Source organism: Nisaea nitritireducens (assembly GCF_014904795.1).
In the GTDB taxonomy this organism is placed as follows: Bacteria; Pseudomonadota; Alphaproteobacteria; order Thalassobaculales; family Thalassobaculaceae; genus Nisaea; species Nisaea nitritireducens.
Genome location: NZ_JACZFS010000047.1, coordinates 105,175 through 131,461, shown reverse-complemented (window position 1 = coordinate 131,461; position 26,287 = coordinate 105,175). Strand labels below are relative to the sequence as shown.

General features: G+C 60.8%; 21 protein-coding genes. 10 read left to right on the top strand and 11 right to left on the bottom strand.

Annotated features, from left to right (window positions below; genetic code table 11):
• Window positions 1–5: 5 nt before the first annotated feature.
• The 6 genes from IG629_RS16460 to IG629_RS16435 all read right to left on the bottom strand — a co-directional run bounded on the left by IG629_RS16460 (window position 6) and on the right by IG629_RS16435 (window position 7,827).
• Window positions 6–1,535 (bottom strand): Ppx/GppA family phosphatase, encoded by a 1,530-nt coding sequence (locus tag IG629_RS16460; RefSeq protein WP_193173022.1) that lies wholly within the window; start codon window positions 1,533–1,535, stop codon window positions 6–8.
• A gap of 3 nt (window positions 1,536–1,538) precedes the next feature.
• Window positions 1,539–3,683, bottom strand: coding sequence for an RNA degradosome polyphosphate kinase (locus IG629_RS16455; protein ID WP_193173021.1), 2,145 nt, complete (start codon window positions 3,681–3,683; stop codon window positions 1,539–1,541).
• 176 nt (window positions 3,684–3,859) lie between these two features.
• Window positions 3,860–4,642: an SDR family oxidoreductase gene (locus IG629_RS16450; RefSeq protein ID WP_193173020.1), complete on the bottom strand. Its 783-nt coding sequence runs from the start codon at window positions 4,640–4,642 to the stop codon at window positions 3,860–3,862.
• Window positions 4,643–4,686: 44 nt separating this feature from the next.
• Window positions 4,687–5,403, bottom strand: coding sequence for an HdaA/DnaA family protein (locus IG629_RS16445; RefSeq protein ID WP_193173019.1), 717 nt, complete (start codon window positions 5,401–5,403; stop codon window positions 4,687–4,689).
• Between the two features lie 20 nt (window positions 5,404–5,423).
• Window positions 5,424–6,512 (bottom strand): AI-2E family transporter, encoded by a 1,089-nt coding sequence (locus IG629_RS16440; protein ID WP_193173018.1) that lies wholly within the window; start codon window positions 6,510–6,512, stop codon window positions 5,424–5,426.
• 49 nt (window positions 6,513–6,561) lie between these two features.
• Complete coding sequence (locus tag IG629_RS16435; RefSeq protein ID WP_226886854.1) at window positions 6,562–7,827, bottom strand: DUF2066 domain-containing protein; 1,266 nt, start codon at window positions 7,825–7,827, stop codon at window positions 6,562–6,564.
• A 143-nt stretch (window positions 7,828–7,970) separates the two neighbouring features.
• On the opposite strand from IG629_RS16435, the gene purM reads away from it, so the two are divergent.
• From purM to IG629_RS16420, 3 genes are all read left to right on the top strand, one after another.
• On the top strand, window positions 7,971–9,053 hold the full coding sequence (purM, locus tag IG629_RS16430; protein ID WP_193173056.1) for a phosphoribosylformylglycinamidine cyclo-ligase: 1,083 nt from the start codon (window positions 7,971–7,973) through the stop codon (window positions 9,051–9,053).
• Window positions 9,050–9,718 (top strand): phosphoribosylglycinamide formyltransferase, encoded by a 669-nt coding sequence (gene purN, locus IG629_RS16425; protein ID WP_193173016.1) that lies wholly within the window; start codon window positions 9,050–9,052, stop codon window positions 9,716–9,718. The genes purM and purN overlap by 4 nt, the downstream gene beginning before the upstream one ends.
• Before the next feature lie 94 nt (window positions 9,719–9,812).
• Window positions 9,813–9,950, top strand: coding sequence for an aa3-type cytochrome c oxidase subunit IV (locus tag IG629_RS16420; RefSeq protein WP_193173015.1), 138 nt, complete (start codon window positions 9,813–9,815; stop codon window positions 9,948–9,950).
• Between the two features lie 85 nt (window positions 9,951–10,035).
• Here IG629_RS16420 and ndk read toward each other — a convergent pair whose 3' ends face one another.
• From ndk to IG629_RS16400, 4 genes are all read right to left on the bottom strand, one after another.
• Window positions 10,036–10,458, bottom strand: a complete 423-nt coding sequence (ndk, locus tag IG629_RS16415) for a nucleoside-diphosphate kinase (RefSeq protein ID WP_193173014.1) — start codon at window positions 10,456–10,458, stop codon at window positions 10,036–10,038.
• A gap of 169 nt (window positions 10,459–10,627) precedes the next feature.
• The gene (locus tag IG629_RS16410) at window positions 10,628–11,845 is read right to left on the bottom strand and encodes a MalY/PatB family protein (RefSeq protein WP_193173013.1); all 1,218 of its coding nucleotides are present in this window, start codon (window positions 11,843–11,845) and stop codon (window positions 10,628–10,630) included.
• Window positions 11,846–11,886: 41 nt separating this feature from the next.
• On the bottom strand, window positions 11,887–12,336 hold the full coding sequence (locus tag IG629_RS16405; protein ID WP_193173012.1) for a DNA polymerase III subunit chi: 450 nt from the start codon (window positions 12,334–12,336) through the stop codon (window positions 11,887–11,889).
• Between the two features lie 20 nt (window positions 12,337–12,356).
• Window positions 12,357–13,844, bottom strand: coding sequence for a leucyl aminopeptidase (locus IG629_RS16400; RefSeq protein ID WP_193173011.1), 1,488 nt, complete (start codon window positions 13,842–13,844; stop codon window positions 12,357–12,359).
• Between the two features lie 240 nt (window positions 13,845–14,084).
• Here IG629_RS16400 and lptF point away from each other — a divergent pair, with 240 nt between their 5' ends.
• The 6 genes from lptF to rsmA are packed head-to-tail and all read left to right on the top strand — an operon-like array spanning window position 14,085 to window position 21,737.
• The gene (gene lptF / locus IG629_RS16395) at window positions 14,085–15,209 is read left to right on the top strand and encodes an LPS export ABC transporter permease LptF (RefSeq protein WP_193173010.1); all 1,125 of its coding nucleotides are present in this window, start codon (window positions 14,085–14,087) and stop codon (window positions 15,207–15,209) included.
• The gene (lptG, locus tag IG629_RS16390) at window positions 15,206–16,300 is read left to right on the top strand and encodes an LPS export ABC transporter permease LptG (protein WP_193173009.1); all 1,095 of its coding nucleotides are present in this window, start codon (window positions 15,206–15,208) and stop codon (window positions 16,298–16,300) included. The genes lptF and lptG overlap by 4 nt, the downstream gene beginning before the upstream one ends.
• 3 nt (window positions 16,301–16,303) lie before the next feature.
• Complete coding sequence (locus tag IG629_RS16385; protein WP_193173008.1) at window positions 16,304–18,520, top strand: LPS-assembly protein LptD; 2,217 nt, start codon at window positions 16,304–16,306, stop codon at window positions 18,518–18,520.
• 57 nt (window positions 18,521–18,577) lie between these two features.
• Window positions 18,578–19,861 (top strand): peptidylprolyl isomerase, encoded by a 1,284-nt coding sequence (locus IG629_RS16380; RefSeq protein ID WP_193173007.1) that lies wholly within the window; start codon window positions 18,578–18,580, stop codon window positions 19,859–19,861.
• Between the two features lie 9 nt (window positions 19,862–19,870).
• Window positions 19,871–20,899: a 4-hydroxythreonine-4-phosphate dehydrogenase PdxA gene (gene pdxA / locus IG629_RS16375; RefSeq protein ID WP_193173006.1), complete on the top strand. Its 1,029-nt coding sequence runs from the start codon at window positions 19,871–19,873 to the stop codon at window positions 20,897–20,899.
• Window positions 20,892–21,737 carry a 16S rRNA (adenine(1518)-N(6)/adenine(1519)-N(6))-dimethyltransferase RsmA gene (gene rsmA / locus IG629_RS16370; protein WP_193173005.1) on the top strand — a complete coding sequence of 282 codons (846 nt, stop codon included), beginning with the start codon at window positions 20,892–20,894 and terminating at the stop codon, window positions 21,735–21,737. The genes pdxA and rsmA overlap by 8 nt, the downstream gene beginning before the upstream one ends.
• A gap of 69 nt (window positions 21,738–21,806) precedes the next feature.
• Here the strand turns inward: rsmA and IG629_RS16365 are convergent, their stop codons facing one another.
• On the bottom strand, window positions 21,807–24,473 hold the full coding sequence (locus IG629_RS16365) for an Rne/Rng family ribonuclease (RefSeq protein WP_193173004.1): 2,667 nt from the start codon (window positions 24,471–24,473) through the stop codon (window positions 21,807–21,809).
• A gap of 577 nt (window positions 24,474–25,050) precedes the next feature.
• Here IG629_RS16365 and IG629_RS16360 point away from each other — a divergent pair.
• A complete protein-coding gene (locus IG629_RS16360; protein WP_193173003.1) occupies window positions 25,051–26,283 on the top strand; it encodes an N-acetylmuramoyl-L-alanine amidase in 1,233 nt (410 codons plus the stop codon).
• The last annotated feature ends 4 nt before the right edge of the window (window positions 26,284–26,287 follow it).

Below are 26,287 nucleotides of genomic sequence, written 5' to 3'. Positions count from 1 at the left end.
GCTTCTTAATGCTCAATCCGGATTTCCTGACCCAACGCTTCTGACAGCGCGGCAATTCTTCGCGTCACCACGTCACCGCCGAGCCCGCCCTGATGGCCGTGCATACTGATGACAAAGCCGCGCTCTCCCACCATGTCCCGCTCACGCTCGAGCCGGGCGCTCTCCAGAAGCTCCGTCGCACCGCCGGAAAGGGTCAATGCCAGCCGCAAGGCAAGACCGACCCGGTAGGCCAGATCCCGCCGCCGGATCGACAGCAGTTTGCGGACCCGCAGCATTCCCTCTTCTTCGATACCGCCGGTGTAGCGGGCAAGGATCGCATAGGCGAGGAACACCCGGTCGGCGTGGTTCATGCCGACCACCGGCAACCGTAGAACCCGCATGAAGGCGTGCTCGCCGCGATAGCTCGGATGCTCTCCCCAGGCGAAATCGCTGAGAATGCAAGCCGCCCGGATCAACCGCTGTTCCGCAGCGGGAACACCTTCGAAAAATGGAGCAATCCAGCGCTCAAGGACTTCCGGGTGCGGGCTGAAACGGCTGCTCTTGCGGGCGATATCCATGCAGCTGTCAACCAGCGGATCGCGGGATTGCTCTCCCTGCGGCAGCCGGTCGTAGAGGCAGCCCTCCCGCAACCCGAAAGACGAAAACACGACCTGACGCGGACGCCCCAGCTCGATCACCCGTTTCAGAACCAGAGCCGTAACCGGCAATTTCTCGACACGGCGCTTTGAGACAGCATCGAGAGCCCGCAGATCCTTCCGGCCCATGCGGGTGATCTCGTCGAGAAAACGGACCGCTTCCTCGGCACCAATTGCATAATGGTGAATTACCGCCAGCGGATAGTCGGTCAACTCCATGTGTGCGCGGGCAAGGCTGCGCCAGGCGCCACCGACAGCGAACAGATCGCGGTCGGACATGGCATCAAGCCACAGCACCCCGTTCAGACTGGCGTCGATCTTGTCCGTCACCTCGTCCCGGTTCTGCCGGGAGAGTTCGCCGAGCCGGAGCGGCCCCAGGGGCGTGGTCTCGAAGCGGCGCGCTTTGCTGTTCTGGACATCGACGAGCTCAAGACTTCCGCCGCCAAGATCCCCGACCACACCATCGGCATCGGGAAACGCACTGATCACCCCAAGGGCGGACAAGCGGGCCTCTTCATCCCCTGACAGCACCATTACACGGGCTCCGAAGCGGCCTTCGACCGCGGAGACGAACTCGTCCCCGTTCCGGGCATCGCGGACCGCCGCCGTTGCCAGCACGCGGACCTCGGAAACGCCCATACCCTTGGCAATGGTGAAATAGCGCTCCAGGTTTTCCATCGCCGAACGCACACCCTGCTCAGACAGGTGCCCGGTTTCCTGCAACCCCGTTCCGAGGCCACAGAGCGCTTTCTCGTTGAAAAGCGGGATCGGCATGCGCCCGTCGCCTTCGAAAACGACGAGACGGATGGAGTTGGAGCCAATATCCAGGACGCCAACGAGGCCGCTATGATCCGGCCCGTTGTTGGAGATCCAGCCGTCTTGAGAAAAGGGAACTGACAAACGTTATTCCGTGCCGCTCAGCTTCTTGGGCATTTCATTCGACCTCTTCAGAGCGCTGCCGCGGCCGGACAGGCTCGGATTGGTCATGAAATATTTATGCGCCGAGAACGCGCCCGCATCGGCCGCGACCCGGACAAACCGTCCATCAGGCTCCGCGATCCAGGAATTGGTCTCGTCCTTCAGGTTCGCCACCATGATCTGGTCAAGAACCTGACGATGCACAGTCCTGTTCTCGATCGGAACAAAATGCTCGACCCGACGGTTCAGATTGCGAGTCATCCAGTCGGCGGAGGACATGTACACTTTCGCCTGATCCGAGGGAAGCTTCCGCCCGTTACCGAAACAGAATATCCGGGAGTGCTCAAGGAACCGGCCGACAATGCTGCGCACATGGATGTTCTCGGAAAGGCCCGGAATCCCCGGACGCAGGCAACAGATTCCGCGGATCACCAGCTCGATCTTCACGCCCTCGTTCGACGCCTTGTAAAGCAGGTCGATCAGGTCCGGGTCGACCAGCGAGTTCATCTTCGCCCAGATCGTTGCCGGCTTGCCCTGCCGGGCGAACTCGATCTCCGTATCCACAAGCTCATGCACTTTCTCGCGCATGGTCAACGGCGAGAGCGACAGCTTGTCCATCTGCTGTGGCGTGGCATAGCCGGTCATGTAGTTGAACATGCGCGCAGCATCACGGCACAGAACCGGATCGCAGGTGAAGAAGGAGAGGTCCGTGTAAATCTTCGCCGTGATCGGGTGATAGTTGCCGGTCCCGAAATGCACGTAATTCCTGAGGCCGTTGCCCTCGCGCCGGACCACCAGTGAGATCTTTGCGTGGGTCTTCAGATCGACGAAACCGTAAACCACCTGAACACCCGCGCGCTCCAGATCACGGGCAAGACGGATATTCGCTTCTTCGTCGAAGCGCGCTTTCAGCTCGACCATCGCGGTGACAGACTTGCCGGCTTCCGCCGCTTCGATCAGGGCATTGACGATCGGACTGCCTTTGGACGTTCGGTAGAGCGTCTGCTTGATCGAGACCACCGCCGGGTCCGCTGCCGCCTGGCGCAAGAACTGAACGACGACGTCGAAACTCTCATAGGGATGGTGAACGACAATGTCCTTGGCTCGGATAGCCGCTAGGCAATCCCCGCCGAAGTCCCGGATACGCTCCGGGAAACGCGGATTGAAGGGCTTCCAGAGCAGATCCGGCCGCTCACTGACAATCAGCTGAGACAGATCGGCCAGGCCGACCATCTCGTCCAGAGTGAAGAGATCCTCGGCGGCGACCTTCATCTCGTCGACCACAAAGTCGCGGAGATCGTCCGGCATGTCCCGGTTCATGGAGAGCCGGATAACATTGCCCCGCCGCCGCCGCTTCAGGGCCGACTCGAACGACAGCACGAGATCTTCGGCCTCTTCGTCCACTTCCATTTCACTGTCCCGCAGCACACGGAACACTCCGTTGCCGGTGACGGTGAAATTCGGGAACAGCTGGTCGACATGCTCGATGATCACCTGCTCGATGGCAATGAAGCGGATATCCTGACCCGGCAAGCGCACGAAGCGCCCAACTTGCGCCGGAAGCGGGAGCAACGCTTCCATGTCTATCCCGTTCGAGGCATCCGTGAGCTGCATGGCGAGACAGACACCGCCATTCGGAAGGAACGGAAACGGGTGCGCCGGGTCGATGGCGAGTGGAGTCAGCAGCGGGAAAATCTGGTCTATGAAATGGCCGTCGAGCCACTTCCGGTCCACTGCTGTGAGGTCCGCTGCCGTGATCAGGTGGAACCCGACCGAGCGCAATTCGCCCAGCAGCATGGAAAGATATTGCTGCTGCACGGCGATAAGTTCCGCCGCCTTTTCCGCAATGGCGATGAGTTGATTGGTGGGGGAGAGACCGTCCGCGCTGGGCGTGGTTACGCCCGCATTCACCATGCCTTTCAGGCCAGCTACCCGAACCGTATAGAACTCGTCCAGGTTCGACGCTGAAATGGATACGAACCTCAGCCGCTCCAGCAGCGGGTGTGCGGGATTGTTCGCTTCTTCAAGAACGCGTGCGTTGAACCCGAGCCAGGACAGCTCCCTGTTAAAGAACCGCTCGGGCGATGCCGCGTCGATACGCGTCGTGCTTTCCGCCTGACTCTCGCTCACGGGGCCGTCTCCTCGTCATGACTGTATTGCTGGACCTCGCAGCGCCAACAGCGCTTGTCGCTGTCATAACACAGGTCGGCCCGGGATATGGAATATCCCGGGCCGGACCGTAATCCTGTCGCGTTTCAGTTCGATGACGGTTTCCGTCCGATATGACGAATACCGTCATCCAACGCCTACATGGTGCTGCGGAAGGCCCCGCCGTCCATCAGCACGTTCTGGCCGTTGATATAGCCGGCATGCGCGCTGCACAGGAACGCACAGGTCTGGCCGAACTCGTCCGGATAACCGAACCGGCCGGCAGTGTGCTGTGCAGCCTGCTCCGCATAATAGGTCTCGAAATCGACGCCGGCCTTTTCCGCATGCAGCTTCATGTTGCCGCGCAGCCGGTCGGTGTCGAACGGGCCGGGGAGCAGACCGTTGATGGTGACGCCATCCTTGGCGACTTCACGGGCAATGCCGGCACAGAAACCGGTCAGGCCGGTGCGGGCTCCGTTGGAAAGCCCGAGGATCGCGATGGGCGACTTCACGGCACCGGAGGTGATGTTCACGATACGGCCGAACTTGCGGTCGATCATGCCGTCAATGGTCGCCTTGATCAGCTCGATGGCGGTCAGCATGTTGGCATCGACAGCCTTGATCCAGTCGTCGCGGGTCCAGTCCCGGAAGTTGCCCGGCGGCGGGCCGCCCGCATTGTTCACGAGGATGTCGAGCTTGGAGTCGAACGGCGCCAGCGCCTTCGCCCGGCCTTCGTCGGTGGTGATGTCGCATGCGATGGCATGCACGGTCGCGCCGGTGGCCGACCGGATTTCCTCGGCCGTTGCCTCGATCGCTTCAGGCGTCCGCGAGCAGATCGTCAGATCCGCGCCGTTTTGTGCAAGCGCCATCGCCGATGCCTTGCCGAGCCCTTTGCTCGACGCGCAGACGAGGGCTTTCTTCCCTTTAATTCCCAGATCCATGGATAGTGCTCCGTTTGTTTGTTTTTTCGTTAGCAGTCCCGGTGCTATCCCGCAGCCCGCGCTTCCAGCGCGCGGCGTGCAAGTGGCAGTGTGATCCGGCGCCCCTCGGCAAGCGACATGGCGTCGATGGTTTCGACCAGCGCCCGCGCTTCCGAAAACGATCGTTCCATGCGCCCGACCAGAAAGGCCAGAACCTCTTCAGCAACGAACAATTGCCGGTCGCGAAAGAGTTTGTCCATAATTCCCGAGATCAATGCATCATCGGGATCGCTGATCGCCACGGCAGGCAACGCAGAGAAGCGCGATTTCACATCCGCCGGGTGAAGTTCCATACGCGAGACAGGCGTTCGGGACAACACCAGCAAAGCGCCCCGACGCTCGACAATCATGTTGTAGAGATGAAAGGCGGGCACGCCCGGCAGGCTCTCGTCGACATTGTCCAATACGATATAGCGGGCCTCGCCGAGCAACGCTGGCAGCCGATCCACATCCAGGTCCGCCGGACGGAGCATGATGGCGTCGGCTTTGCGGGCCCAGACCTCCGCCAGATGACTTTTGCCCGAGGCTTCGGGCCCGTGCACGTTCAGTCCCCATGTCGCCTCCGGCCAAGACGGCCAGGAATCGATCCAAGCCGTTGCTGCCTCATTGCAGGTGGAGACGAGATATTCGCCTCGGTCAAAGGCCGGGCGATGCTCCAGCGACAAGGGCAGCTGCCCGCCTTCGCCGCCGATCAGACGCGATCCGTTGTTCTGTTCAATCATAATAGCCCGTCGGTCCTATCTCAGCGTCCTTCAGTATCCGTCTCATCGTCCGATGGCGGTATGCCATGAAGATGGAGCGGACTGACAAGGTACCGCGACAGAGCAAAGCGGGTGAGCACGCCGATCACAGCCGCGACCGGGACCGCGATCAGAATGCCGAGAAAACCGAACAGCGCCCCGCCCGCCAGCAGGGCGAAAATCACCCAGACCGGATGCAGGCCAACCGCCTCTCCAACCAGATTGGGTGTCAGGAAATTGCCTTCAATAGCCTGCCCCGCGACGAAAACGGCGGCGACAATGGCGATGGGTGTCAGGGAATCGAACTGCATGGCGGCAAGGCCGATGCTGAGCAGGCCGCCAAAAATCGACCCTACGAAGGGCACGAAGGAAATCAGGCCGGAAAACAGCCCGATGATCACACCGAAATCGAGCCCCGCGAGCGTCAGCCCCACAGCATAGAAGCCGCCGAGAATGAGACAGACAGAGCCCTGCCCGCGCACGAAGGAGGCGAGCGTCTCATCGATGATTCGGGCCTGCTCCCTGATCGTCTTCGCCTGCGCCCGCGGCAGCCAGCCGTCAACGGCAGCGACGATACGGTCCCAGTCCCGCAGCAGGTAGAAGGCGACGATCGGTGTGATAACCAGCAACGACACGAGGTTGGCCAGTGCCGCCCCACCGCTCAGAACCTGTCCGGCAACGGAAATAAGCCATTCCCCGGCCTTCGCCGCGATGGCGGAGAGATTGATCTCTTCGGCGCCGCCATTGCCGAGCCAGACCTTGGCCATACCGACAATCGGATCGGCAAAGGCCAGCAGACGTTCAAGATAGCCCGGGAGCGTTTTGGCGAGCAGAACCGCCTGCGCCTGTATCAGCGGCACCAGGAGAAGCATAATGCCGAGCCCGGTACAGAAGAAGCCAAGCAGCACGACCGTGGTTCCGGCTGTCCGGGACATGCGAACCTGCTCACAGCGGTCCACCAAAGGATCCAGGAAATAGGCGATCGCCATGCCGGCCACGAACGGAACCAGCACGCCTTTCAGCACATAGAGAGCAATAACAAGAGCGACCAGAAGCGCGCCCCAGAATGTCAGGCGTTCACGCTGCGTCATTTTGCTCCCCGTTTCCGGCAAGAAATCGGCATGAAATTGCTATGGAGCATCACTGCACCAGCGGCGGCAGAACGAGCGGCGCTACGCTGGCAGGCGGCGCCGCCGGCTCCATAAGCACGGGAGCGGCAGAAGGCTCGGGAAGGTAGCGCTCCGGCAGATCAGTTCCTTCTTTATAGAACAGCCAGCCATCCTGCGATTCCATCAGGATGAAATCCTTCTGCTTCAACGCCAATGCAAGCTGGTCCACGTCACCATTGATCCAGACATCCATCAGGGCCTCGTTGCGGGAAATCCGTAACAGTTCGCGCCGGGACACAGACGAGACCTGATCCAATCCCTTGCGGAGTTCCAGCCAATTGTCGAATGAAGTAATCGGCACGATGACAGTAACCCGCGTCTCGAATCCCGGGCTGATCAGATTCTCCGTCTTCCAGGCTTCCTGGATCTCCGACGTTGCTGTCCGTGCAGCAACCGACAACAGGTCCGCGTCCGGGTTGGCCGGATCGGGCGTTACGGTCCGTACCAGGGACTGACCGTCCGCAATGCCGCCAACATAGGTCAGGTTCAGTTCGATGGCCTGTCCCGCCGATCCGGAGGAGATCGGACGGGCGCTCACGACCACCGCCTGTTCCGCGCCGTAGCGCGCGGCTATTGTCATAATCGCTTCGCGATCCGCCAGAACCGCCTGCACTGCTGTGATATCCCGGATATCCGCAAGATCCCCGTACGGCACCGCAACCGGCACCAGACCGTTCGCATTGGGCCGATCAAGCCAGGCCGCGAGCCATGGGCTTTCCTCATCCCAAAGCAGCGGCTTACTGCCGTTATTATAGACCGGGAGTATCAGCATTGGCTGGGAGGCGACTTCGGCGTAGGCGACACCGAGAGACGCGAAATACTGCCGTACGGCCAGCGGATTGAAGCGGAAATTCAGCGATCCGAGATAACGGACATCGGAGGTTCGTTCCCGTGCGACTTCATATCCGACCGTCAATCCGACAAGCAGATCGCTGGACAGCGGCGGCAGAGCCGAGGCCTGTGCCTTCGGCACCAGACGGTTGATCAGACGGCCCCACGCCTGGCGTCGACCCTCCCCGATAGCCTGAGCCTGGGCCTGCGCGGCGGTAGCAGCCTGTGCATCCACCGAAACGCCGCGCACCTCGAAAATCCGGTCCGTATCCGATTGCGCCCGGACGACGTTCCCCGAGAAAGTAAGGGCCAGCAGCATGATTACAAACAGCGAAAGACGGCAGACATCCGGCATTCCGGCTGTCCGTTCTGTATCCCGCGCGCGGCTTTCAGCCCCAATACCCATCAGCACGATCTTCCCTGAACTATGTTGCCGTCCGCCAAATACGCTTGCGGTCCACGTCCCTGCGTCATACACCCTGAACCGGGCAGAACAATGGCATTGCAGACACTGCCCGCCCCTTATACCGGAAGGCTGAGGAGGAGACCATATCAGCTCCCGATAGACCCAACCGCCCCCTTACCTACAAGGAAGCGGGCGTTGACATTGATGCGGCGGACCGGCTGATCGATTTCATCAAGCCGCTGACCAAGTCGACGGTCAGGCCGGGCGCCGATGGCGCAATCGGCGGCTTCGGTGGCGTCTTCGATCCGAAAGCTGCCGGATTCAAGGATCCGGTCTTCGTCGCAGCGACCGATGGCGTCGGAACAAAGCTCCGCCTCGCGATCGATACCGGAAACTATTCCGGCGTCGGCACGGACCTTGTTGCCATGTGCGTGAACGATCTGGTCGTGCAGGGCGCCGAGCCGCTGTTCTTCCTCGATTACTACGCCACCGGCAAACTCGATGTCGAAGCGGCCCGCACTGTCGTTGCCGGAATCGCTGAGGGCTGCCGTCAGTCAGGCGCCGCCCTGATCGGTGGCGAGACGGCGGAAATGCCCGGCATGTATACGGACGGCGATTTCGATCTTGCCGGATTCTCCGTTGGCGCAGCCGAGCGCGAGAACCTGATCCTGGAGCCGCGTGCCGAAGCCGGCGACGTGATTCTTGGCCTCGCCGCTTCAGGTGTGCATTCGAACGGCTTCTCGCTGGTCCGCCGGATCGTCGACCGCTCCGGTCTCGGCTGGGATGACGATGCTCCCTTCGCCAAAGGTCAGAGCCTCGGCGACGCGCTACTGACTCCGACACGGATCTACGTGAAATCCTGCCTCGCGGCCCTCGCAAGCGGCGGTGTCACCGGCCTTGCCCACATCACCGGCGGTGGTCTGCTGGACAATCCACCGCGTTCCTTCGCGAAACATCTCGCTGCGGAGATTGATGTCGAAAGCTGGACACTTCCGCCGGTCTTCAAGTGGCTGGCAGAAACCGGCGGCGTGCCGGCAGAGGAACTTGCACGGACCTTCAATTGCGGCATCGGCATGACCCTGACGGTTTCGGCCGACCGGGCGGATGCGGTGACTGAAATCCTGACCGAAGCCGGCGAGACCGTGTTCCGGATCGGAATACTGACTGACCGGGCAGAAGGCGCCCCGTCCGTCACACTGCAGGGACTTGGGACCTGGCCCGCGTGAGCGAAAGAAAACTCAAGGTCGGCGTTCTGGTATCGGGAAGCGGCAGTAACCTGCAGGCACTGATCGATGCCTGCGCCGCACCAGACCATCCGGCAGAGATCGTGCTGGTGCTATCGAATCGTCCCGGCGTCCGCGCCCTGGATCGGGCCGAGGCGGCTGGAATTCCGGCAATGGCAATCGATCACAAGCTCTATGCCGACCGGGCGACATTCGACGCCGACATGCAGAAAGCGCTCGATGAAGCTGGCGTGGAGTTCATCTGCCTTGCCGGCTTCATGCGATTGCTGACGCCGGAATTCGTCGAGCACTGGAGCGGGCGGATGATCAATATCCACCCGTCCTTGCTGCCTTCCTTCAAGGGCCTCAACGTGCAGCAGCGAGCGATCGATGCGGGCGCGCGGTTCTCCGGTTGCACAGTGCATTACGTTACGCCGGAAATGGATGTTGGCCCGATAATCCAGCAGGCAGTGGTGCCTATTCATCAGAACGATACCGGCGATACGCTGGCTGCACGGATTTTGGTGCAGGAGCATCGGATCTACCCGGCCAGCCTGCGCTGGATCGCGGAACGGCGGGTACGGATCGAGGGTGAGCGCGTGTTCCTTGACGGCGCAACGCCGCCGGATGCCGCACTGCTAAACCCGGCACCGGAGCAAGCCGACTGACGATAGAGGCTTGGCGCCCCGGGCCGGCTGAATTATACAGTTTCTTAAGTTACGAACCGGGTTCAGCCCGGCACGACATCCCTACGGAGGCGATATGGCTGCGAGCAACGGATCCACGGACAGCAATTATCCGGAATACAAGAGTAACTACGAGTGGTTCATCGGCATGCTGAAATGGTCGACCATAGGCGTCGTCGTTCTGCTGATTCTGATGGCCATCTTCCTGGTCTGACCGGCAACAGGTCAAACCAGCCGCAAGGCGGAATCAAAAAGGGCCGGTCATCTGACCGGCCCTTTTTCTATTCGGCAGCAGTGGTTCAGCCGACGATTTCGTTGCCGCTGAAGAACTGCGCGATCTCGATCGCGGCGGTTTCCGGAGCGTCGGAACCGTGCACGGTGTTTTCACCGATGGACTTGGCATATGCCTTCCGGATGGTGCCTTCGGCGGCTTCGGCCGGGTTGGTGGCGCCCATCACGTCGCGGTAGGTAGCGATCGCGTTTTCGCCTTCCAGAACCTGCACGACGACCGGTGCGGAGATCATGAACTCAACCAGCTCACCGAAGAACGGGCGCTCGCTGTGAACGGCGTAGAAGGTTTCGGCCTGAGCCTGCGTCATCTGGATGCGCTTCTGCGCGACAATGCGCAGGCCCGCTTCTTCGATCATTTTGTTGACGCCACCGGTCAGGTTCCGCTCGGTCGCGTCCGGCTTGATGATGGAGAAAGTGCGCTGAATGGCCATTGTATCTCTCTTCTGGTTCCGCTGGACGGCTGGAGCCATCCGCGCGATGCGTTTGAAAAAGCTAAGCGGGCGCAAAAGCGCCCGGCGCGCGCCTTATAGCGGTGCGCGCGGAACGGGGCAAGCCACGCGATGACCTGCCTCGCCCCGAACACTTACTCCAAAAGCTTGATCAGGCGCGGCGTTTCGCCACCGCCGCCTCGATCCGCTCCAACGCATCGGTCAGGATAGAGCGCGGGCAAGCGATATTGATGCGCTCGAAACCCTCGCCTTCCACGCCGAAGACATAGCCCTCGTCGAACAGGACTTTCGCCTCTTCATGCATCAGGGCTTCAAGCTCCAGCTTGTCGAGACCAAGCCCCCGGCAATCGAGCCAGACCAGATAGGTGCCTTCCGGGTGGATCACCTTGATCTCCGGAATACGCTCTGCCACGAAGCTTTCGAGATAATTGGCATTCTCGCTCAGGTAATCGAGCACCTGGGCCAGCCATTCCTCACCTTCGTTATAGGCCGCCATGGTGGCAACCAGGCCGAAGCTGTTCATGCCGCCAATGCCGGAGGCGGCGATTTCCTTGTTCAGCGCCTTCCGATGCGCCTCGTTCGAGACGATCATGTTGGACGTGTGCAGACCGGCCAGGTTGAAGGTCTTCGACGGCGCGGTGCAGACAACCGCATTGTCCATCATGTCAGCGCCGAGCGTGCCGAACGGCACGAAGGTGGAGCCGTTCAACATCAGATCGCCATGGATTTCGTCGGCGATGACGACCACACCGTTCTTCTTGCAGATCTCGCCAAAGCGCTTCAGCTCTTCGGCGGTCCAGACCCGGCCGACCGGGTTGTGCGGGCTGCAGAAAACGCAAAGTTTCACCTTCGGATCCGCCGTCTTGGCTTCGAGATCGTCGAAATCCATCCGGTAGACGCCGTTCTCCATCACCAGCGAGTTGGAGACGACTTCGCGCCCGTTATTCTCGATGGCGTAGGTGAAGGGATAATAAACCGGGCGCTGGATCAGCACCTTGTCGCCTGGCTCGGTCAGAGCCCTGACCAGCAGGTTCAGGGCCGGAACCACGCCAGGCGTGTTGACGATCCATTCCGGATCGACCTTCCAGCCGTGGCGGCGCTCCATCCAGCCGGTAATCGCCTCGTTATAATCAGGCGTGCGAACCACATAACCGAAGATCGGATGATCGATGCGCTTCCGCATGGCTTCGCGGATCGGCTCGGCGATCGGGAAATCCATGTCGGCCACCCACATCGGAAGAGTCCGATCGGCGCCAAGGTCGGGGTCCGTACCTTCCCAAAGCTCGCGCTTGTCGCCGCGCCAATAGATCTGCCATTTGACCGAATTGGTTCCGGTGCGCCGGATCTCCTGATCGAAATCGTATTTCACCTGTTGCTCCAGGGTTCGCTTATCTCATCCAAGACCCGCACTCAGCCGGCCTTCTCCCAACCGCCGCTCTCGGTCTGCCGCCAATAGGCGAGCGTATGACCGGCGGCCTTGTAGTCCTTCCAGCGTGCCCGCGCCGCCTTCACCGCCTCATCGTTGCGGCCGTCAAACAGCTCGAACACGCGTTCGTAATCGCTCACATGCTCCGAAGTCGCGCCATCCGTCAGAAACAGAAAGCACGCCTCGTTCGGGTTCTCGTCTGCAACTGTCAGCCAGATCGGCTGCAGCTCCGCATTCCCGTCCTTTTCGCTGCCATGGGGCAGCCAGCTATCCTGATCGAACGCCCAGAGATGGGCATTAAGGTCGGCGACGCGCTCCTCGCTCGACGCAATCACGACGACGCGGGCCTCCGCCTGAAGCGACTTTTCAAGCAGCTTCGGTAGAGCCCATTCCAAGGGACGCGCCGTCAGATGGTAGAAGTTGATGTCTGTCATCACAAGGAGCGCTGTTCCGGTCAGGATTCGTAGTTGGCCTGCACCAGATCGTTCAGCAGCCGCACGCCCCAGCCGGTACCGCCCTTCGGCACTGTCGCGGATGCCTTGGAGGACCAAGCCATGCCGGCAATGTCCATGTGCACCCAAGGCAGATCGTTGACGAACCGCTCCAGGAAACAGGCTGCCGTGATGCTGCCGCCCCAGCGCGCGCCGGCGTTCTTCATGTCGGCGATGTCGCTGTCCATCATCTTGTTGTATTCGTCGCCAAGCGGCATCCGCCAGATCTTCTCGCCGGACATCTTGCCTGCAGCCTCGAGTTTCTCGACGAGTTCGTCATTGTTCGAGAAATACCCGCAATTGACCTGGCCGAGGGCGACCATCATGGCGCCGGTCAGGGTGGCGAGATCGAGCATGAATTGCGGCTTGAACCGATCCTGCGTGTACCAGAGCACATCCGCCAGGACGAGCCGGCCTTCAGCATCCGTATTGATAATCTCGATGGTTTGCCCCGACATGGAGGTGACCACATCGCCCGGCCGCTGGGCATTACCGTCCGGCATGTTCTCGACCAGGCCGACGATGCCAATGACATTGGCCTTCGCCTTCCGCCCGGCCAGCGCCTTCATCAGGCCAACGACCGTGGCCGAGCCGCCCATGTCCCACTTCATGTCTTCCATGCCGCCGGCAGGCTTCAGGGAAATACCGCCGGTGTCGAAACAGACACCCTTGCCAACAAAGGCAATCGGCTGCTGCTTCTTCGGCCCACCTTCCCAGCGCATGATGACGATCCGGCTCTCGCGCTCGGAGCCCTGACCAACGCCAAGCAGCGCGCCCATGCCGAGCTTCGTCATCTGCTTCTCGTCCAGCACCTCGATCTTCACGCCGAGATCCTCGAGTTCCTGACAGCGCTTTGCGTAGGAAACCGGATAGAGCACATTCGCCGGTTCGCTCACCAGATCACGGGCCATGAAGACACCGTCCGCGACGGCATTCAGCCCGGCAAAAGCCTTCTTCGCCGCTGTCGCCTCATCGGTCAGAACCGTCAGCTTTTGCAGAACCGGCAGGTCTTCCTTTTTCTGCTTGGTCTTGTACTTGTCGAAACGGTAGGTGCGCAGCAGGCCACCAAAGGCCAGCCGGGCGGCTCGTGCCGCAGCGCCTTCATCTGCCGTGCCATCAGCACCATGCGGCTCGAACAGCACAGCCGCTTCCTTGTCGCCCGTGCCAAGCAGAGCTCCGACGATGGAGCCACCGGCATTCTCGGACCAAAGCTCGTCGATCTTGCTACCGTCGCCAAGGCCGTACAGAAGAACCGTACCCGTCTCTCCGAACACGGAGAGCGTCTGGTTCGGCTTGCCAGTGAACTTGTTGGCCTTCATTGCCCGCGACAGCAGGCCGCCGAGCTGCTCGTCAAGTGCGGTGCCGAGCGGCAGCAGAACGCAGCCTTCCATGACACCGACGACGACCGCGCCCTTGGTCGGCAAGGCCAGTTTCTGAAAACCTATTTTCATTCCGATTCTCCCTCTGAGCAAAGGCTCGCGCCGATCAGGCGCATACGTGCCTGGTGTGCCGACCGGAAGACTTCCGCGGGCGCTGTGCCGCCGGATAGCCCTGCATGCGCGGGTAACGAACCTGTGCTGCTCACATCCTGATTAAGTTCGTGATTGGAAACACTTGAAACATCGCTATCATGCGCCTTTCGACGCGGGTTGCGCAAGAACCCGCCTGGGCACGACCAGCCAAACGGGATCATGAGGATCGACCGCTACGTCATTCGCCAGATAGTGGCCGCGATGATCATCGTTGTGGTCTCGCTGACCTGCGTCATCTGGCTGAGCCAGTCCCTGCGTTTCATCGACATGATCGTGAACCGGGGCCTGCCGCTCGCGACATTCATCTATTTCACGGTACTGCTGATGCCGACCTGGCTTTCGCTGGTGCTGCCCATCGCCTGTTTCGCCGCGACAATGTTTGTCTATAGCCGGATGGCGAGCGACCGCGAACTGGTGGTGCTCACCGCGTCCGGCCTCGGGCCGATGGGGCTCGCCCGCCCGGCTATAATCGTTTCCATCATCGTCACTCTGCTCGGCTATCTGCTCAGCCTTTACCTGGTCCCGGTCTCCTACCGGGGCTTCAAGGAGCTGCAATTCCAGATCCGGCACAATTATACCAACGTCCTGCTGCGCGAAGGCGTCTTCAACTCGATAAGCAACGATGTGACGGTTTTCGTGCGCGCCCGCCAGCCGGACGGGCAACTCGCCGGAATCATCGTTCAGGACGACCGTGAAGAGAATGAATCGATCACCCTGCTGGCCGAACGCGGCGCCCTGATCCTCGATGGCAAGGATCCAAAGGTGCTGATGGTCAACGGAAACCGGCAAGCACGCGACAATGCGACCGGCCGGATAAACATTCTCTATTTCGACCGTTACACGGTTGATCTCGGCGGTATCGGCGATGCCGCGCAACGTACCGCGCGCGATCAGAACGAGCTTTTCGTAGATGATCTTCTGAACCCAACGGAGCAGATCACCCAGCCCCGCAACTTCACCAAATACAGGGCCGAGGGGCACAGCAGGCTTATCACTCCCCTGCTCGGTCTCGCCTTGCCGCTGATCGGGCTGGTCGTCATTCTCAAAGGTGAATTTTCCCGCCGGGGACAGAGCCGCCGTCTGATTGTCGCGATCCTGTTGGTCGGCCTGGTACAGGCAGCCGTTCTCGGCTCGAAATACGCGGCCGCCAAAGAGTTCGGATTGCTGCCGCTGATGTATGGCAGCGCGATTGCGCCAATCCTGATCTGCCTGGTCATTCTCGCCCGTCAGAAGTTGCGCCGCCCGAGAGCGCCCGAGAGCCCCGTCGAGGGAACGCCCGCATGAAGTGGTCAGGTACGCTCTCACTCTATTTCGGCAAACAGTTCCTGTTTTGGGTACTCGGCACCTTCCTCGCGATCATGGGGATTGTTTACCTGCTTGATGCCATCGAGTTACTGCGACGTGGCTCTGACAAGGAGCTTGCGACCCTGACCCTGATGCTGCAGATGGCCGCACTGAAAGCCCCCCAGATGGGGCAGACCATTCTGCCCTTCGCCACCCTGTTCGGCGCCATGCTGGCCTTTACCCGGATGACGCGTTCGAACGAACTTGTGGTGGCCCGCGCGGCAGGGGTTTCAGTCTGGCAGTTCCTGCTGCCTGCCCTGATGATTGCGTTCCTTATCGGGGTCTTCAAGATCACCGTCTTCAATCCGGTCGCTTCCGTGATGACCGCCAAATACGAAGCGCTCGAGAACAAGATCCTGCGAGATAAGGGAAACTTCATGGCGCTGACAGATGGCGGTCTGTGGCTCCGGGAGCAGACCAGCACAGGCCATTTCGTGCTGCACGCCACGGGCGTGGCATCGGACGGAGCCAGCCTCTCCGGCCTGACCGTTCTGTTCTTTGAAGGCGAGGACAATTTCGAAGCCAGGGTCGACGCAGCAGAAGCAACACTGCAATCCGGCTTCTGGCAGATGAACAACGTCATTCTGACCACAAAGAACGCCATTCCGGACACTCGCGGGGTATACCGTCTTCCAACCGCGCTTACGCTCGAGAACATTCAGGATAGCTTCTCCCCTCCGGAGACCATGTCCTTCTGGGAGTTGCCGAAATTCATCTCGATTCTGGAGAGCGCAGGCTTTTCGGCTGTGCGGCACAGGCTCTACTGGCATGCCCTGCTCGCCTCGCCGCTGCTGCTCTGCGCGATGGTCCTGATTGCGGCGACCTTTTCGCTCCGTCTGACCCGGCGCGGCGGCACCATGGTCTGGGTCAGCGCCGGCCTGTTCACCGGATTCTTTCTTTATTTCGCGTCCGATCTGGTTTTCGCTCTGGGATTGTCCGCCCGGATTCCGGAAGTGCTTGCCGCCTGGACACCGGCGACCGTGACCGCGCTGCTCGGCTGCGCCAGTCTGCTTCACCTTGAGGATGGTTGATCAATGATCCTGGGCCTTCGTTTCTGGAACCGGACACGCCGCCATCTCGGGACCATCTGCTGGCATGTCCTGGTCGCCGCTGTCTGTTTTAGCGCGCAGGCTCCAAAGGCCGGCCCGGCAATCGCTCAGGAATTCTCCATCGACGAGAGCCCGGTGTTGATGGTTGCCGATGAACTCGTTCATGACGAAAAGCTTGGGACCATCACCGCGCGCGGCAATGTTGAACTCTCGCAGAACGAGCGCGTTCTGCTGGCTGACAGCGTCACCTACAACCAGCGCGAAGATACGGTTATCGCCACCGGCAACATCTCCCTTCTGGAGCCGACGGGAGAAGTCATCTTCAGTGATTATGCGGAGCTGCAAAACGAACTGAAGACCGGCGTCATCGACAATCTTCGCCTCCGCATGACGGACGGTTCTCGTTTTGCCGCGAACCGGGGAACACGCACCGACGATCAGCGCAAAATCTTGTCACGCGCCGTCTTCACACCTTGCGAGAGCTGCAAGGAAGACGCGTCACGGCCGCCACTCTGGCAGATCAAGGCCCGGAAAATCGTGCATGACGAGGTCGCCAAGGACATCATCTATAGCGATGCGACCCTGGAGATGTTCGGCATCCCGGTGCTCTACACTCCCTATCTGGCGCATCCGGATCCGACGGTGGATCGGCGCAGCGGCTTCCTCGCACCTCTGATCGGAACCTCGGACGAGCTCGGTTTCATCTACGGCCAGCCCTACTACCAGGTGATTGATGAGTCCAAGGATCTGGAACTCATGCCCATCGTCTATTCCGAAGACGGCGGGGTACTGAAGGCGAGATACCGGCAACGGTTCGTCAACGGGATCATCGACTTTCAGGGCACGGCAGGGCTTCTCGATCAACGCGACAACAATATCGAGACCGGCGAGCAGGATCCCGAAGGCAGCATCGATCTTGAAGGACGTTTCGATTTCGACCGGACATGGCGTGGCGGCTTCGATCTCGAGCAATCCAGCGGCCGCACATATCTGCGCCGTTATCGCCTCGACAGCCGCGAAGTCCTGACCACCCGGGCATACGCCGAAGGCTTCAGAGGCCGCAACTACACGTCTGTTCAAGCGCTCAAATTCCAGGGCCTCAACCCGGGCGATTCCAGAGACAAGTCCCCGACAGTCGCACCGCTTTTCGAATATAATTTTGTTGGCGAACCGGACCCGGCAGGCGGACGTTTCCAACTGGATGCAACGGCCATGTCGCTCACCAGGGAGACCGGTGCGGACAGTAGAAAGATCGCTATACGCAGCGGCTGGTCCCTGCCCTATATCGCTCCAGCCGGCGACATTTACACCCTGACCGCGACACTCGACAGCGACTTCTACCAGACAGACGACCTTGAAAATGGCGAGGGTGGAGACACCGGCCGGCTGTTCCCCCAAGTCGGGCTGAACTGGCGCTATCCGCTGGCCCGGGCCGGGGAAAACTATCACCAGACCGTCGAGCCGATCGTCAATCTCGTGCTCTCCCCCAATGGCGGCAATCCGGACGAGATTTCCAACGAGGACAGCCAGTCATTCCTGTTCGACGACACCAACCTGTTTCGCATGAACCGGTTCACCGGAAGCGATCTGGTGACCAGCGGCAGCCGTGTAGACTACGGCTTCAAGACGGGCGTCTACGGCAATGGAGGCGGCTCCTCCACCCTGCTATTCGGCCAGAGTTACCAGTTCTTTGGGCAAGGCCCGTTTGAGGCCGGATCGGGCCTGGATGACGATCTTTCGGACTATGTCGGCCGGGTGCATGTCAGTCCGAACCAAGATCTCGACGTCCTGTTACGGTTCCGGCTCGACAAGGATGACTTCACCCCGCGCCGCAGCGAGATCGGCATGCGCTATCAGCATCCGCTCTTCTCGATCAATGCTGACTATGTGCTTCTTGACGACGAAACCAATTCCGACGACATCGCGGGTGAGACCAGTTTCCTGAAAAGGGAACAGCTCGATATCTCCGGCTCCTTGAGACTGAGCGAGTTCTGGAGTGCGAATGGGCGGATCGTGCAGGACTTCTCGGATGGCGCCAACCGCACCCTGATCGCATCATCGGGACTGGTTTATGCCGATGAGTGCTTCACATTCGGCCTTGTCTATGAAAGAAGCGAGCTGGAAGACGACGATATCGAACCTGAACAAACCGTCATGTTGCGAATTGCCTTCAAACATCTCGGCGGCTTCTCCAGCAACTGACGCATATGAACCACGGGTACACATCGAACCAAGATGGCGAGATCTGGATTGAGATTCATGAAGTGGCATTATCCGACCCTGATGCGGATCGCCCTCACGGCATTTGTGCTCACTGCCGGTGCATCTGGCCTGGGCGGCACGAAAGTTCTGGCACAGGACGCGCTCAGGATCGCAGCCATTGTCAATGACGACATCATTTCGGTCCGGGATCTCGATGCCCGCGTGCGGATGGTCATCACCGTTTCTAACCTGCCGCGCAACGCCCAGACCTTTCAGCGCATCTGGCCTCAAGTCCTGCGCAGCCTCGTCGATGAAAAGCTCAAGCTTCAGGAAGCCAAGCGGCTCTCAATCGATGTCAGCCCCGATGAGCTTGAGCGCGCGAAGCGGTCGATGGAGCAGCGGAACAAGCTGGCGCCGGGATCGTTCGACAGCTCTCTTCGGAGCCAGGGTATCCAAAGCGAAACGGTACTGGAGCAGATGCGGGCCGACATCGCTTGGGTGAAACTGGTGCGGCGGCGGTTCCAAAGTACCGTCGAAGTCACGACCGACGAAATTGACGATGCTCTGAACCGGTTGGAGCGGAACAGGGGCGAACCCCAGTTCCGGATCCGGGAAATCCTCCTCGATTCAAGCGATCCCTCCGTCAATGAAGAGGAAGTCGCGGAACGTCTGGTCAATCAGTTGCGGTCCGGAGCTGAGTTCGATGCGATCGCGCGTGAATTCTCCCAAGGCGCGACGGCGGCAACCGGCGGCGATATCGGCTGGACCACCAGAGAACAGCTTGGTGACGAAGTCGGAGCCGCTGTCGACAACTTGCAGCCCGGCGAGATCAGCGACCCGATCAAGACGATTTTCGGCTATCAGATCATCCAGCTGACGAACCGGCGTATCCTTAGCGAGGCCAATCCGGCAAAGGCCAAAGTCACTCTCAAACAGGTTTTCATACCGGTGCCGCCGGGCTCAAGCCCGGAAGCTGAAGTCAGCCAGAAGAGCATCGCTTTAGCTGTGTCCGAAACCGCGCAAAACTGCGAGGACATGGACACTCTTGCGGCCGAACTCCAATCGCCGGCGGGAACCGATCTCGGAACTCTGGAAATCGGCCAATTGTCGGCGTTGCTTCGTGAAGCCGTTATCAATCTCAAGACTGGAGAACTCTCCAAACCGGTACGGCTACCCGGCGGGTTCAGCACCATCATGGTCTGCGCCCGTGAAGAGCCGGAAAGCGACCTCCCCGGCCGCGATGAAATCGCCGGTCAGCTAAGGGCCATCAAGTTCGAGACCTTTGCCCAGCGCTATCTGCGCGACATCCGCCGGGACGCATTCATCGATACCCGCATCTAGGCCGGGGCAGTGACAACGAAATCCAGTCTCCCCGACATCCTTCCTCTCGCGGTCACTCCCGGAGAGCCCGCAGGCACTGGAGCGGAGATCACCCTCAAGGCTTGGTCCTCAGCCCGCAATCTCCTCTCCCCGTTCTTCTTGCTGGATGATCCGGAGCGGCTGGAGAGGCTTGCAAGACTGATCGGGGCGGATGTACCGGTCCGGGCCATAGACAAGCCCGAGGACGCCGCTGGGGTCTTCGAACGAGCTCTCCCGGTTCTGCCTATCGCGTTTTCCACGCCGCCAGTTCCCGGCAAACTCGACCCGGCAAACGGCGGCGCGGTCATCGCGGGGATTGAGCGCGCTGTGCAGCTCACCTCCGAAGGGCGATCCGCCGGCGTGGTGACCAATCCGATCCAGAAAAGCGTACTGTACGAAGCGGGCTTCAAGTATCCAGGTCATACAGAGTTCCTGGCCGCGCTTGCAGGCCCGGACATAACACCCGTGATGATGCTCGCAGCGCCAGCGGTCCGTGTTGTTCCGGTGACAATTCACATCCCGCTGAAACAGGTCCCGGAGACCCTCACAACCGAGATGATCGTCACCAAGAGCCGAATCACCGCCGAGGCCCTGAAGCGGGATTTCGGTTGCAGGTCCCCACGGCTGGCCATCGCCGGGCTTAATCCGCATGCTGGCGAGGATGGCACCATTGGAACCGAGGACAGGGATATCGTCGCACCTGCGGTGGAAGCCCTTAAAGCCGAAGGCATCGCGGCCTTCGGCCCCTTGTCCGCCGATACCATGTTCCATGCCGAAGCGCGCGAGAGCTACGATGCGGCGATATGCATGTATCACGACCAGGCACTAATCCCGATCAAGACCCTGGATTTCTGGGGCGGCGTAAATGTGACGCTCGGCCTGCCCTTTATCCGAACCTCGCCGGACCACGGGACAGCGCTGCAGCTGGCCGGCACGGGACGCGCCCATGCGGACAGCATGATTGCCGCTCTGGCCATGGCGGGTGACATGGCACGCGCCCGGGAGATGTATAATGACTGATCCGGTCATCGCAGCAGTCGAAGCCTTGCCGCCACTGCGAGACATCATCGCCCGCTTCCAACTTTCCGCCCGTAAATCGCTCGGCCAGAACTTCCTCTTCGATCTCAACCTGACCCGGCGCATTGCCCGAGCGGCGGGCAATCTGGCCGAAGGCACCTGCATCGAAATCGGCCCGGGGCCGGGAGGGCTGACCCGCGCGCTGCTGCTGGAAGGGGCCCGAAAGGTCATTGCCATCGAGCGGGACCGTCGCGCTATCGAAGCCCTGCAAGACCTCGTGGATGCCGCGGACGGACGGCTGGAGATCATCGAAGCGGACGCGATGGACATCGATCTCACGACTCTGGGAGATGCACCGCGCCGGGTGATTGCCAACCTGCCCTACAATGTCGGCACGCCGATGCTGCTGAGCTGGCTGAAGCGGGCCGAAGCGTTCGAAAGCTTCACCCTGATGTTCCAGAAGGAAGTAGCGGAGCGGATCTCGGCGTCGCCGTCCACACCGCAATATGGACGGCTCAGCATTGCCGCACGGTGGCGCGCAGAGGTATTCCCCCTGTTTGACATTCCGCCGCGCGCCTTCACGCCCGCACCGAAGATCACCTCACAGGTCGTCCGTCTGAAACCGCGTCCAAAGCCGTTGGCCGAGGCGGACCCGGATCTGCTCGAACAGGTCACCGCCGCCGCATTCTCGCAACGCCGGAAAATGCTGCGGGCCTCGCTCAAAAGCTATGGCGGCGCTGAATTCCTCGAAGCCATCGGAATCGACCCGACAGCCCGTCCGGAGACGCTGACCGTCGAGGAATTTTGCGCCCTTGCCCGCGCAGTAGCCGCACAGCACTGAGGTCTCTTTCAGAAACAAAAACGGGGCGCCTGTCAGGCGCCCCGTTTTCTTGTGATCTCGATTACCGCCTTAAGACGGAATCAGACGGTTCCACCAACCGCGGCGTGTCTTGCCTTCCTTGGCAGGACTGTCGACATCGACGACCGTGTTGCCATCGTCAGGCGCTTTTTCCGGTTCTGGCGAAGCGGTTTCAGCGATCTTGTCAGACCCGTTCCCGGAAGAAACTTCCTCAGCGGCAGCCGCCGGAGTCTCTTTCACCGGAGCGGCATCCTCTTTCGGCGCCTCATCAACAGCCTCGGCCGCGACAGCTTTCTTGGCCCGGCTACGGCGACGCGGTTTTGCAGGCTTTTCTTCGGCCTTCTCAGCCTTCTCATCGCTTTCGGCCGCGGGAGCGGGAGCAGCTTCGGCCTCAACAACCTTCTTGCGTCGGGCCCGCGGTTTGCGTTTCGGCTTTTCTTCCTCAACGGCAGGGGCTTCAGCACTCGCAGCAGCCTCAACCGGTACGGCATCAGGTGCGGCATCCTCGACTTTGGCCGGAGCCTCGGTCACCTCAGGAGTCACAGCATCAGCCTGTTCACCCTGCTCGGTGGACGACGCCACCTGGCTGTCCTGGCCTTCGGACGCATCCGCGCCGGTCTGCTCTACACCTTCGCCATTCTCGTTCGCTGCGGCGCCCTCTTCACCGTTTCCACGGCGGGACCTGCGGCGGCCACCGCGCTTGCCACGACGACGGCGCTTCTTGTTGCCGTCCTCATCGTCACCGGTAGCAGCCTCACCATCAGCAGCAGCGGCTTTTTCTTCGTCGCTCTGTTCCGCGTCTTTGGCTTCTTCGGAGACACTGTCCCCCTGATCCTGCTGCTCCGCAGCGCGCTTTTCGCCACCGCGGCGGCGACGGCGGCGGGAGCGCTTGGGCCGACGCTCTTCGTCGCGCTCCTGCTCCTCGGCGTCAGCTTCAATCTCGACCTCTTCATCGTCTTCCTCGACGTGCGGGGCGACGATCGGGGCTGCGAGATCAATCCGCTCGCTGGCCGACTTCGGCAGCATGCGTTCAATACGCATATCCGGCGGCACAAGGCTGTCATCCGCTTCCAGGAAGACCCGGAAACCGTAGCGTTCCTCGATAGTGGCCAGCGCATCGCGCTTCTTGTTCAGGATATAGAAGCCTACCTCGGAGGGCACAAAGACAGCTATTTCACTGGCCTTCTGCTTGATGCCCTCTTCCTCGATCGCACGCAGCACATGCAGGGCCGTCGAGTCCGTAGAGCGGACACGGCCACTGCCGGCGCACTGAACGCAAACCTGGGTCGACGCTTCGAAAACGCTCGGGCGCAGCCGCTGACGGGACAGTTCCATGAGACCGAAATGACTGATCCGGCCGAGCTGGATACGCGCCCGGTCGTTCTTCATCGCATCCTTCATGCGCCGTTCGACGGCATGCTGGTTGCGCGGCTCGTCCATATCGATGAAATCGATGACCACGAGGCCGGCCATGTCGCGCAGACGGAGCTGGCGCGCGACTTCGTCCGCCGCCTCGAGGTTCGTCTTCAGCGCTGTTTCCTCGATGTTCCGTTCCCGCGTGGCGCGGCCGGAGTTCACATCGACAGCGACCAGCGCTTCGGTCTGGCTCATCACCAGATAGCCACCGGACTTCAGCTGCACGACCGGGTTATGGATCGCGTCGAGCTGGCCTTCGATCTGATAGCGGTGGAAAAGCGGAACCGTCTGTTCTTTGTAGGGCTGCACGCGCTTCGCATGGCTGGGCACCAGTGTGCGCATGAAATCCTTGGCGATCCGGTAGCCGTCCTCGCCCTCGACCAGAACCTCGTCGATATCGCGGGTATAGAGATCGCGGATCGACCGCTTGATCAGGTTGGCTTCCTCGTAAATCAGACACGGCGCTGAGGAGGTCAGTGTCTTCTCGCGGATCTGGTCCCAGAGCCGGAGCAGATATTCATAGTCGCGCTTGATCTCGGTCTTGGTGCGCTGACTGCCGGCCGTACGGACGATCACCGCCATGCCCTCGGGCAATTCCAGCCCCTCGACGATCTGCTTCAGGCGCTTGCGGTCCGCTATATTGGTGATCTTGCGGGAGACCCCGCCACCGCGTGCGGTGTTCGGCATCAGCACGCAATAGCGGCCGGCGAGGGACAGGTACGTGGTGAGCGCCGCGCCTTTGTTGCCGCGCTCTTCCTTGACCACCTGAACCAGCATGATCTGGCGGCGGGTGATGACTTCTTGGATCTTGTAACGACGGCTGATATTTTTCCGCGGACGAACATCATCGTCGTCGCCGTCCGTATCATCGCCACCAATGCTTTCCGGCGGCGGGGCCGGCGGGCCGTCCTCGTCTTCATCTCCGGTCGCGTGACTGGCCCGGGCTTCTGCCCGCTCTTCCGGCGTCGGAGCGGGGACATCCTCGCCCGCCGCAGCAGCTGCCGCGACCTCGTCTTCCGCGCGCTCTTCGGCGAGCAGCGCTTCACGGTCCTCGACGGGGATCCGGTAATAATCGGGATGGATTTCGCTGAAGGCGAGGAAGCCGTGACGGTTCCCGCCATATTCCACGAAAGCGGCCTGCAGGGAGGGCTCTACCCGGGTTACCCGAGCGAGATAGATATTTCCCTTAAGCTGCTTTCGGGATTCTGTCTCGAAGTCGAAATCTTCGACACGATTGCCACTCAGAAGGACCACTCGGGTCTCTTCCGCCTGTGTGGCGTCGATCAACATGCTTTTTGACATTAAAGGTAGACTCCTGGGCCACGCGTGTCGCGCGCCGTACGTCGGGATTCAGTCTCCCGATGCGTACAGGCGCCGCGTCCGCGGGCATGTTCTCTGAGAGCGAAACGGGGGCAGGAGCGCAATGGCCACCAACGCCGCGTTTCTGTTCGATAGCAGGAACCCTGTTCATTCGATCCGTTCTGAAGAGCTCGTCCACGACCTCACCACACGGAACCGTCAGGCGGCTCTGCGTAGGAATAATCGGATTTGAACCAGCGTGGATCACGATCGGAACATGTCCCGTTGTGTAGAATGTAGGCGCATTCCCGCGCCATTAGGGCGCCCCGGCACAACGTTTCCGAAAGTTACGGGGCAGAAATCTGCGCTGTCCGCTACGGACCGGCACTCACGTAACATAGTCACTTTGGATTTTCGGAACAATGATTTCCTTCAAACCTCGCAGAAATTAAAGTTACGCTCAAGAAGTCCCGTTCAAAAGACTGATTCGTAGAGATTTTATTGCAATGCGAATCGGCAATGGTTAAAAATAGTCAGGATTGTGGCATGGACGCATATGCGGGCGCGGACCGGTGCATATATGAAAAATCGGATCACGACACTTCTGCTTGTTCTGTTTGGCATTCTCGGCGCCACACCAATAGCCATGGCCGTCGACGGAACGGTTGAAGATATCCGCATCGGCCAGCATCCCGACAAGATCCGTTTCGTCATGGATGTTTCCCGGCCGCTCGATTTCAAGGTTTTCAGCCTGGCGGACCCTTACCGGGTGGTTGTCGATCTACCCGAAGTCACCTTCTCCCGCGGCGCACATCCGAAAGACCGGCGTCCCAAAGCAATCAAGGGTTTCCGTTTCGGGCTGTTCCGCCCCGGCACATCACGCGTGGTGATCGATACCGCGCAACCCTATTCGATCGCCGCTGCTTTTGCGCTTCCGGCCAAAGGCGATCAGGGCCCGCGCATCGTGCTCGACCTGAAGCCGACGACCCGGGCCGCCTTCCTTACGGAATCGGCCAAATCCGTGGCAGCGGCCCAGGCCGCGCGACGCCCCATTCTTACCGCACCCAAACCGGCGGCCCCGCCCCTGCTGACCCGTCCTCAACGCCGGGCAAACGAGAAAGTCCTGGTGGCGATCGATGCCGGACATGGCGGCGTCGATCCCGGCGCCATTGGGGTCTCCGGCGTTTATGAAAAGCAGATCGTCCTGAATGCCGCCCGCGTGCTGAAGAGCGAGCTGGAACGCACGGGGCGGTACAAGGTCTTGCTGACCCGGGATCGCGACGTGTTCCTGCGTCTGCGGGAGCGGATCGCGGTCGCGCGCGGCGCGGGGGCCGATCTTTTCGTCTCCCTGCATGCCGATTCAATCCCGAACCGAAAGCTGCGCGGAGCTTCTGTCTATACGCTTTCCGAAAAAGCCTCGGACAAGGAGGCGAACCTGCTGGCGGAGAATGAAAACAAGTCGGACATCATCGCCGGCATGGATTTCGGCACGGAGACACCGGAAGTCACCAGCATCCTGATCGACCTCGCCCAGCGTGAGACCATGAACCACTCGGCCCGTTTCGCCGGCATGCTGGTCCGCGAGATGCGTGGCGAGGTCAAACTGCTCAAGACCGCGCATCGGTTTGCAGGGTTTGCCGTGCTGAAAGCCCCCGACATCCCGTCGGTTCTGGTCGAGCTTGGCTTTCTGTCCAACAATCACGACGAGAAGCTGCTGCGCTCCAATGCGCACCTGAAGCGTGTCGCAGGGGCGCTCCGCCGCTCCATCGACAATTACTTCGACCTCGTTCAGTCGGCGGCCCGCGCGAACTAATTTC

Coding starts and splice junctions, on each gene's coding strand:
- IG629_RS16385 (WP_193173008.1), top strand. CDS start 16,304: ATGATCCTGGGCCTTCGTTTCTGGAACCGGACACGCCGCCATCTCGGG.
- lptF (WP_193173010.1), top strand. CDS start 14,085: ATGAGGATCGACCGCTACGTCATTCGCCAGATAGTGGCCGCGATGATC.
- IG629_RS16360 (WP_193173003.1), top strand. CDS start 25,051: ATGAAAAATCGGATCACGACACTTCTGCTTGTTCTGTTTGGCATTCTC.
- lptG (WP_193173009.1), top strand. CDS start 15,206: ATGAAGTGGTCAGGTACGCTCTCACTCTATTTCGGCAAACAGTTCCTG.
- IG629_RS16435 (WP_226886854.1), bottom strand. CDS start 7,827: ATGGGTATTGGGGCTGAAAGCCGCGCGCGGGATACAGAACGGACAGCC.
- IG629_RS16440 (WP_193173018.1), bottom strand. CDS start 6,512: ATGACGCAGCGTGAACGCCTGACATTCTGGGGCGCGCTTCTGGTCGCT.
- IG629_RS16365 (WP_193173004.1), bottom strand. CDS start 24,473: ATGTCAAAAAGCATGTTGATCGACGCCACACAGGCGGAAGAGACCCGA.
- rsmA (WP_193173005.1), top strand. CDS start 20,892: ATGACTGATCCGGTCATCGCAGCAGTCGAAGCCTTGCCGCCACTGCGA.
- IG629_RS16405 (WP_193173012.1), bottom strand. CDS start 12,336: ATGACAGACATCAACTTCTACCATCTGACGGCGCGTCCCTTGGAATGG.
- IG629_RS16445 (WP_193173019.1), bottom strand. CDS start 5,403: ATGATTGAACAGAACAACGGATCGCGTCTGATCGGCGGCGAAGGCGGG.
- IG629_RS16380 (WP_193173007.1), top strand. CDS start 18,578: ATGAAGTGGCATTATCCGACCCTGATGCGGATCGCCCTCACGGCATTT.
- IG629_RS16420 (WP_193173015.1), top strand. CDS start 9,813: ATGGCTGCGAGCAACGGATCCACGGACAGCAATTATCCGGAATACAAG.
- IG629_RS16450 (WP_193173020.1), bottom strand. CDS start 4,642: ATGGATCTGGGAATTAAAGGGAAGAAAGCCCTCGTCTGCGCGTCGAGC.
- ndk (WP_193173014.1), bottom strand. CDS start 10,458: ATGGCCATTCAGCGCACTTTCTCCATCATCAAGCCGGACGCGACCGAG.
- IG629_RS16400 (WP_193173011.1), bottom strand. CDS start 13,844: ATGAAAATAGGTTTTCAGAAACTGGCCTTGCCGACCAAGGGCGCGGTC.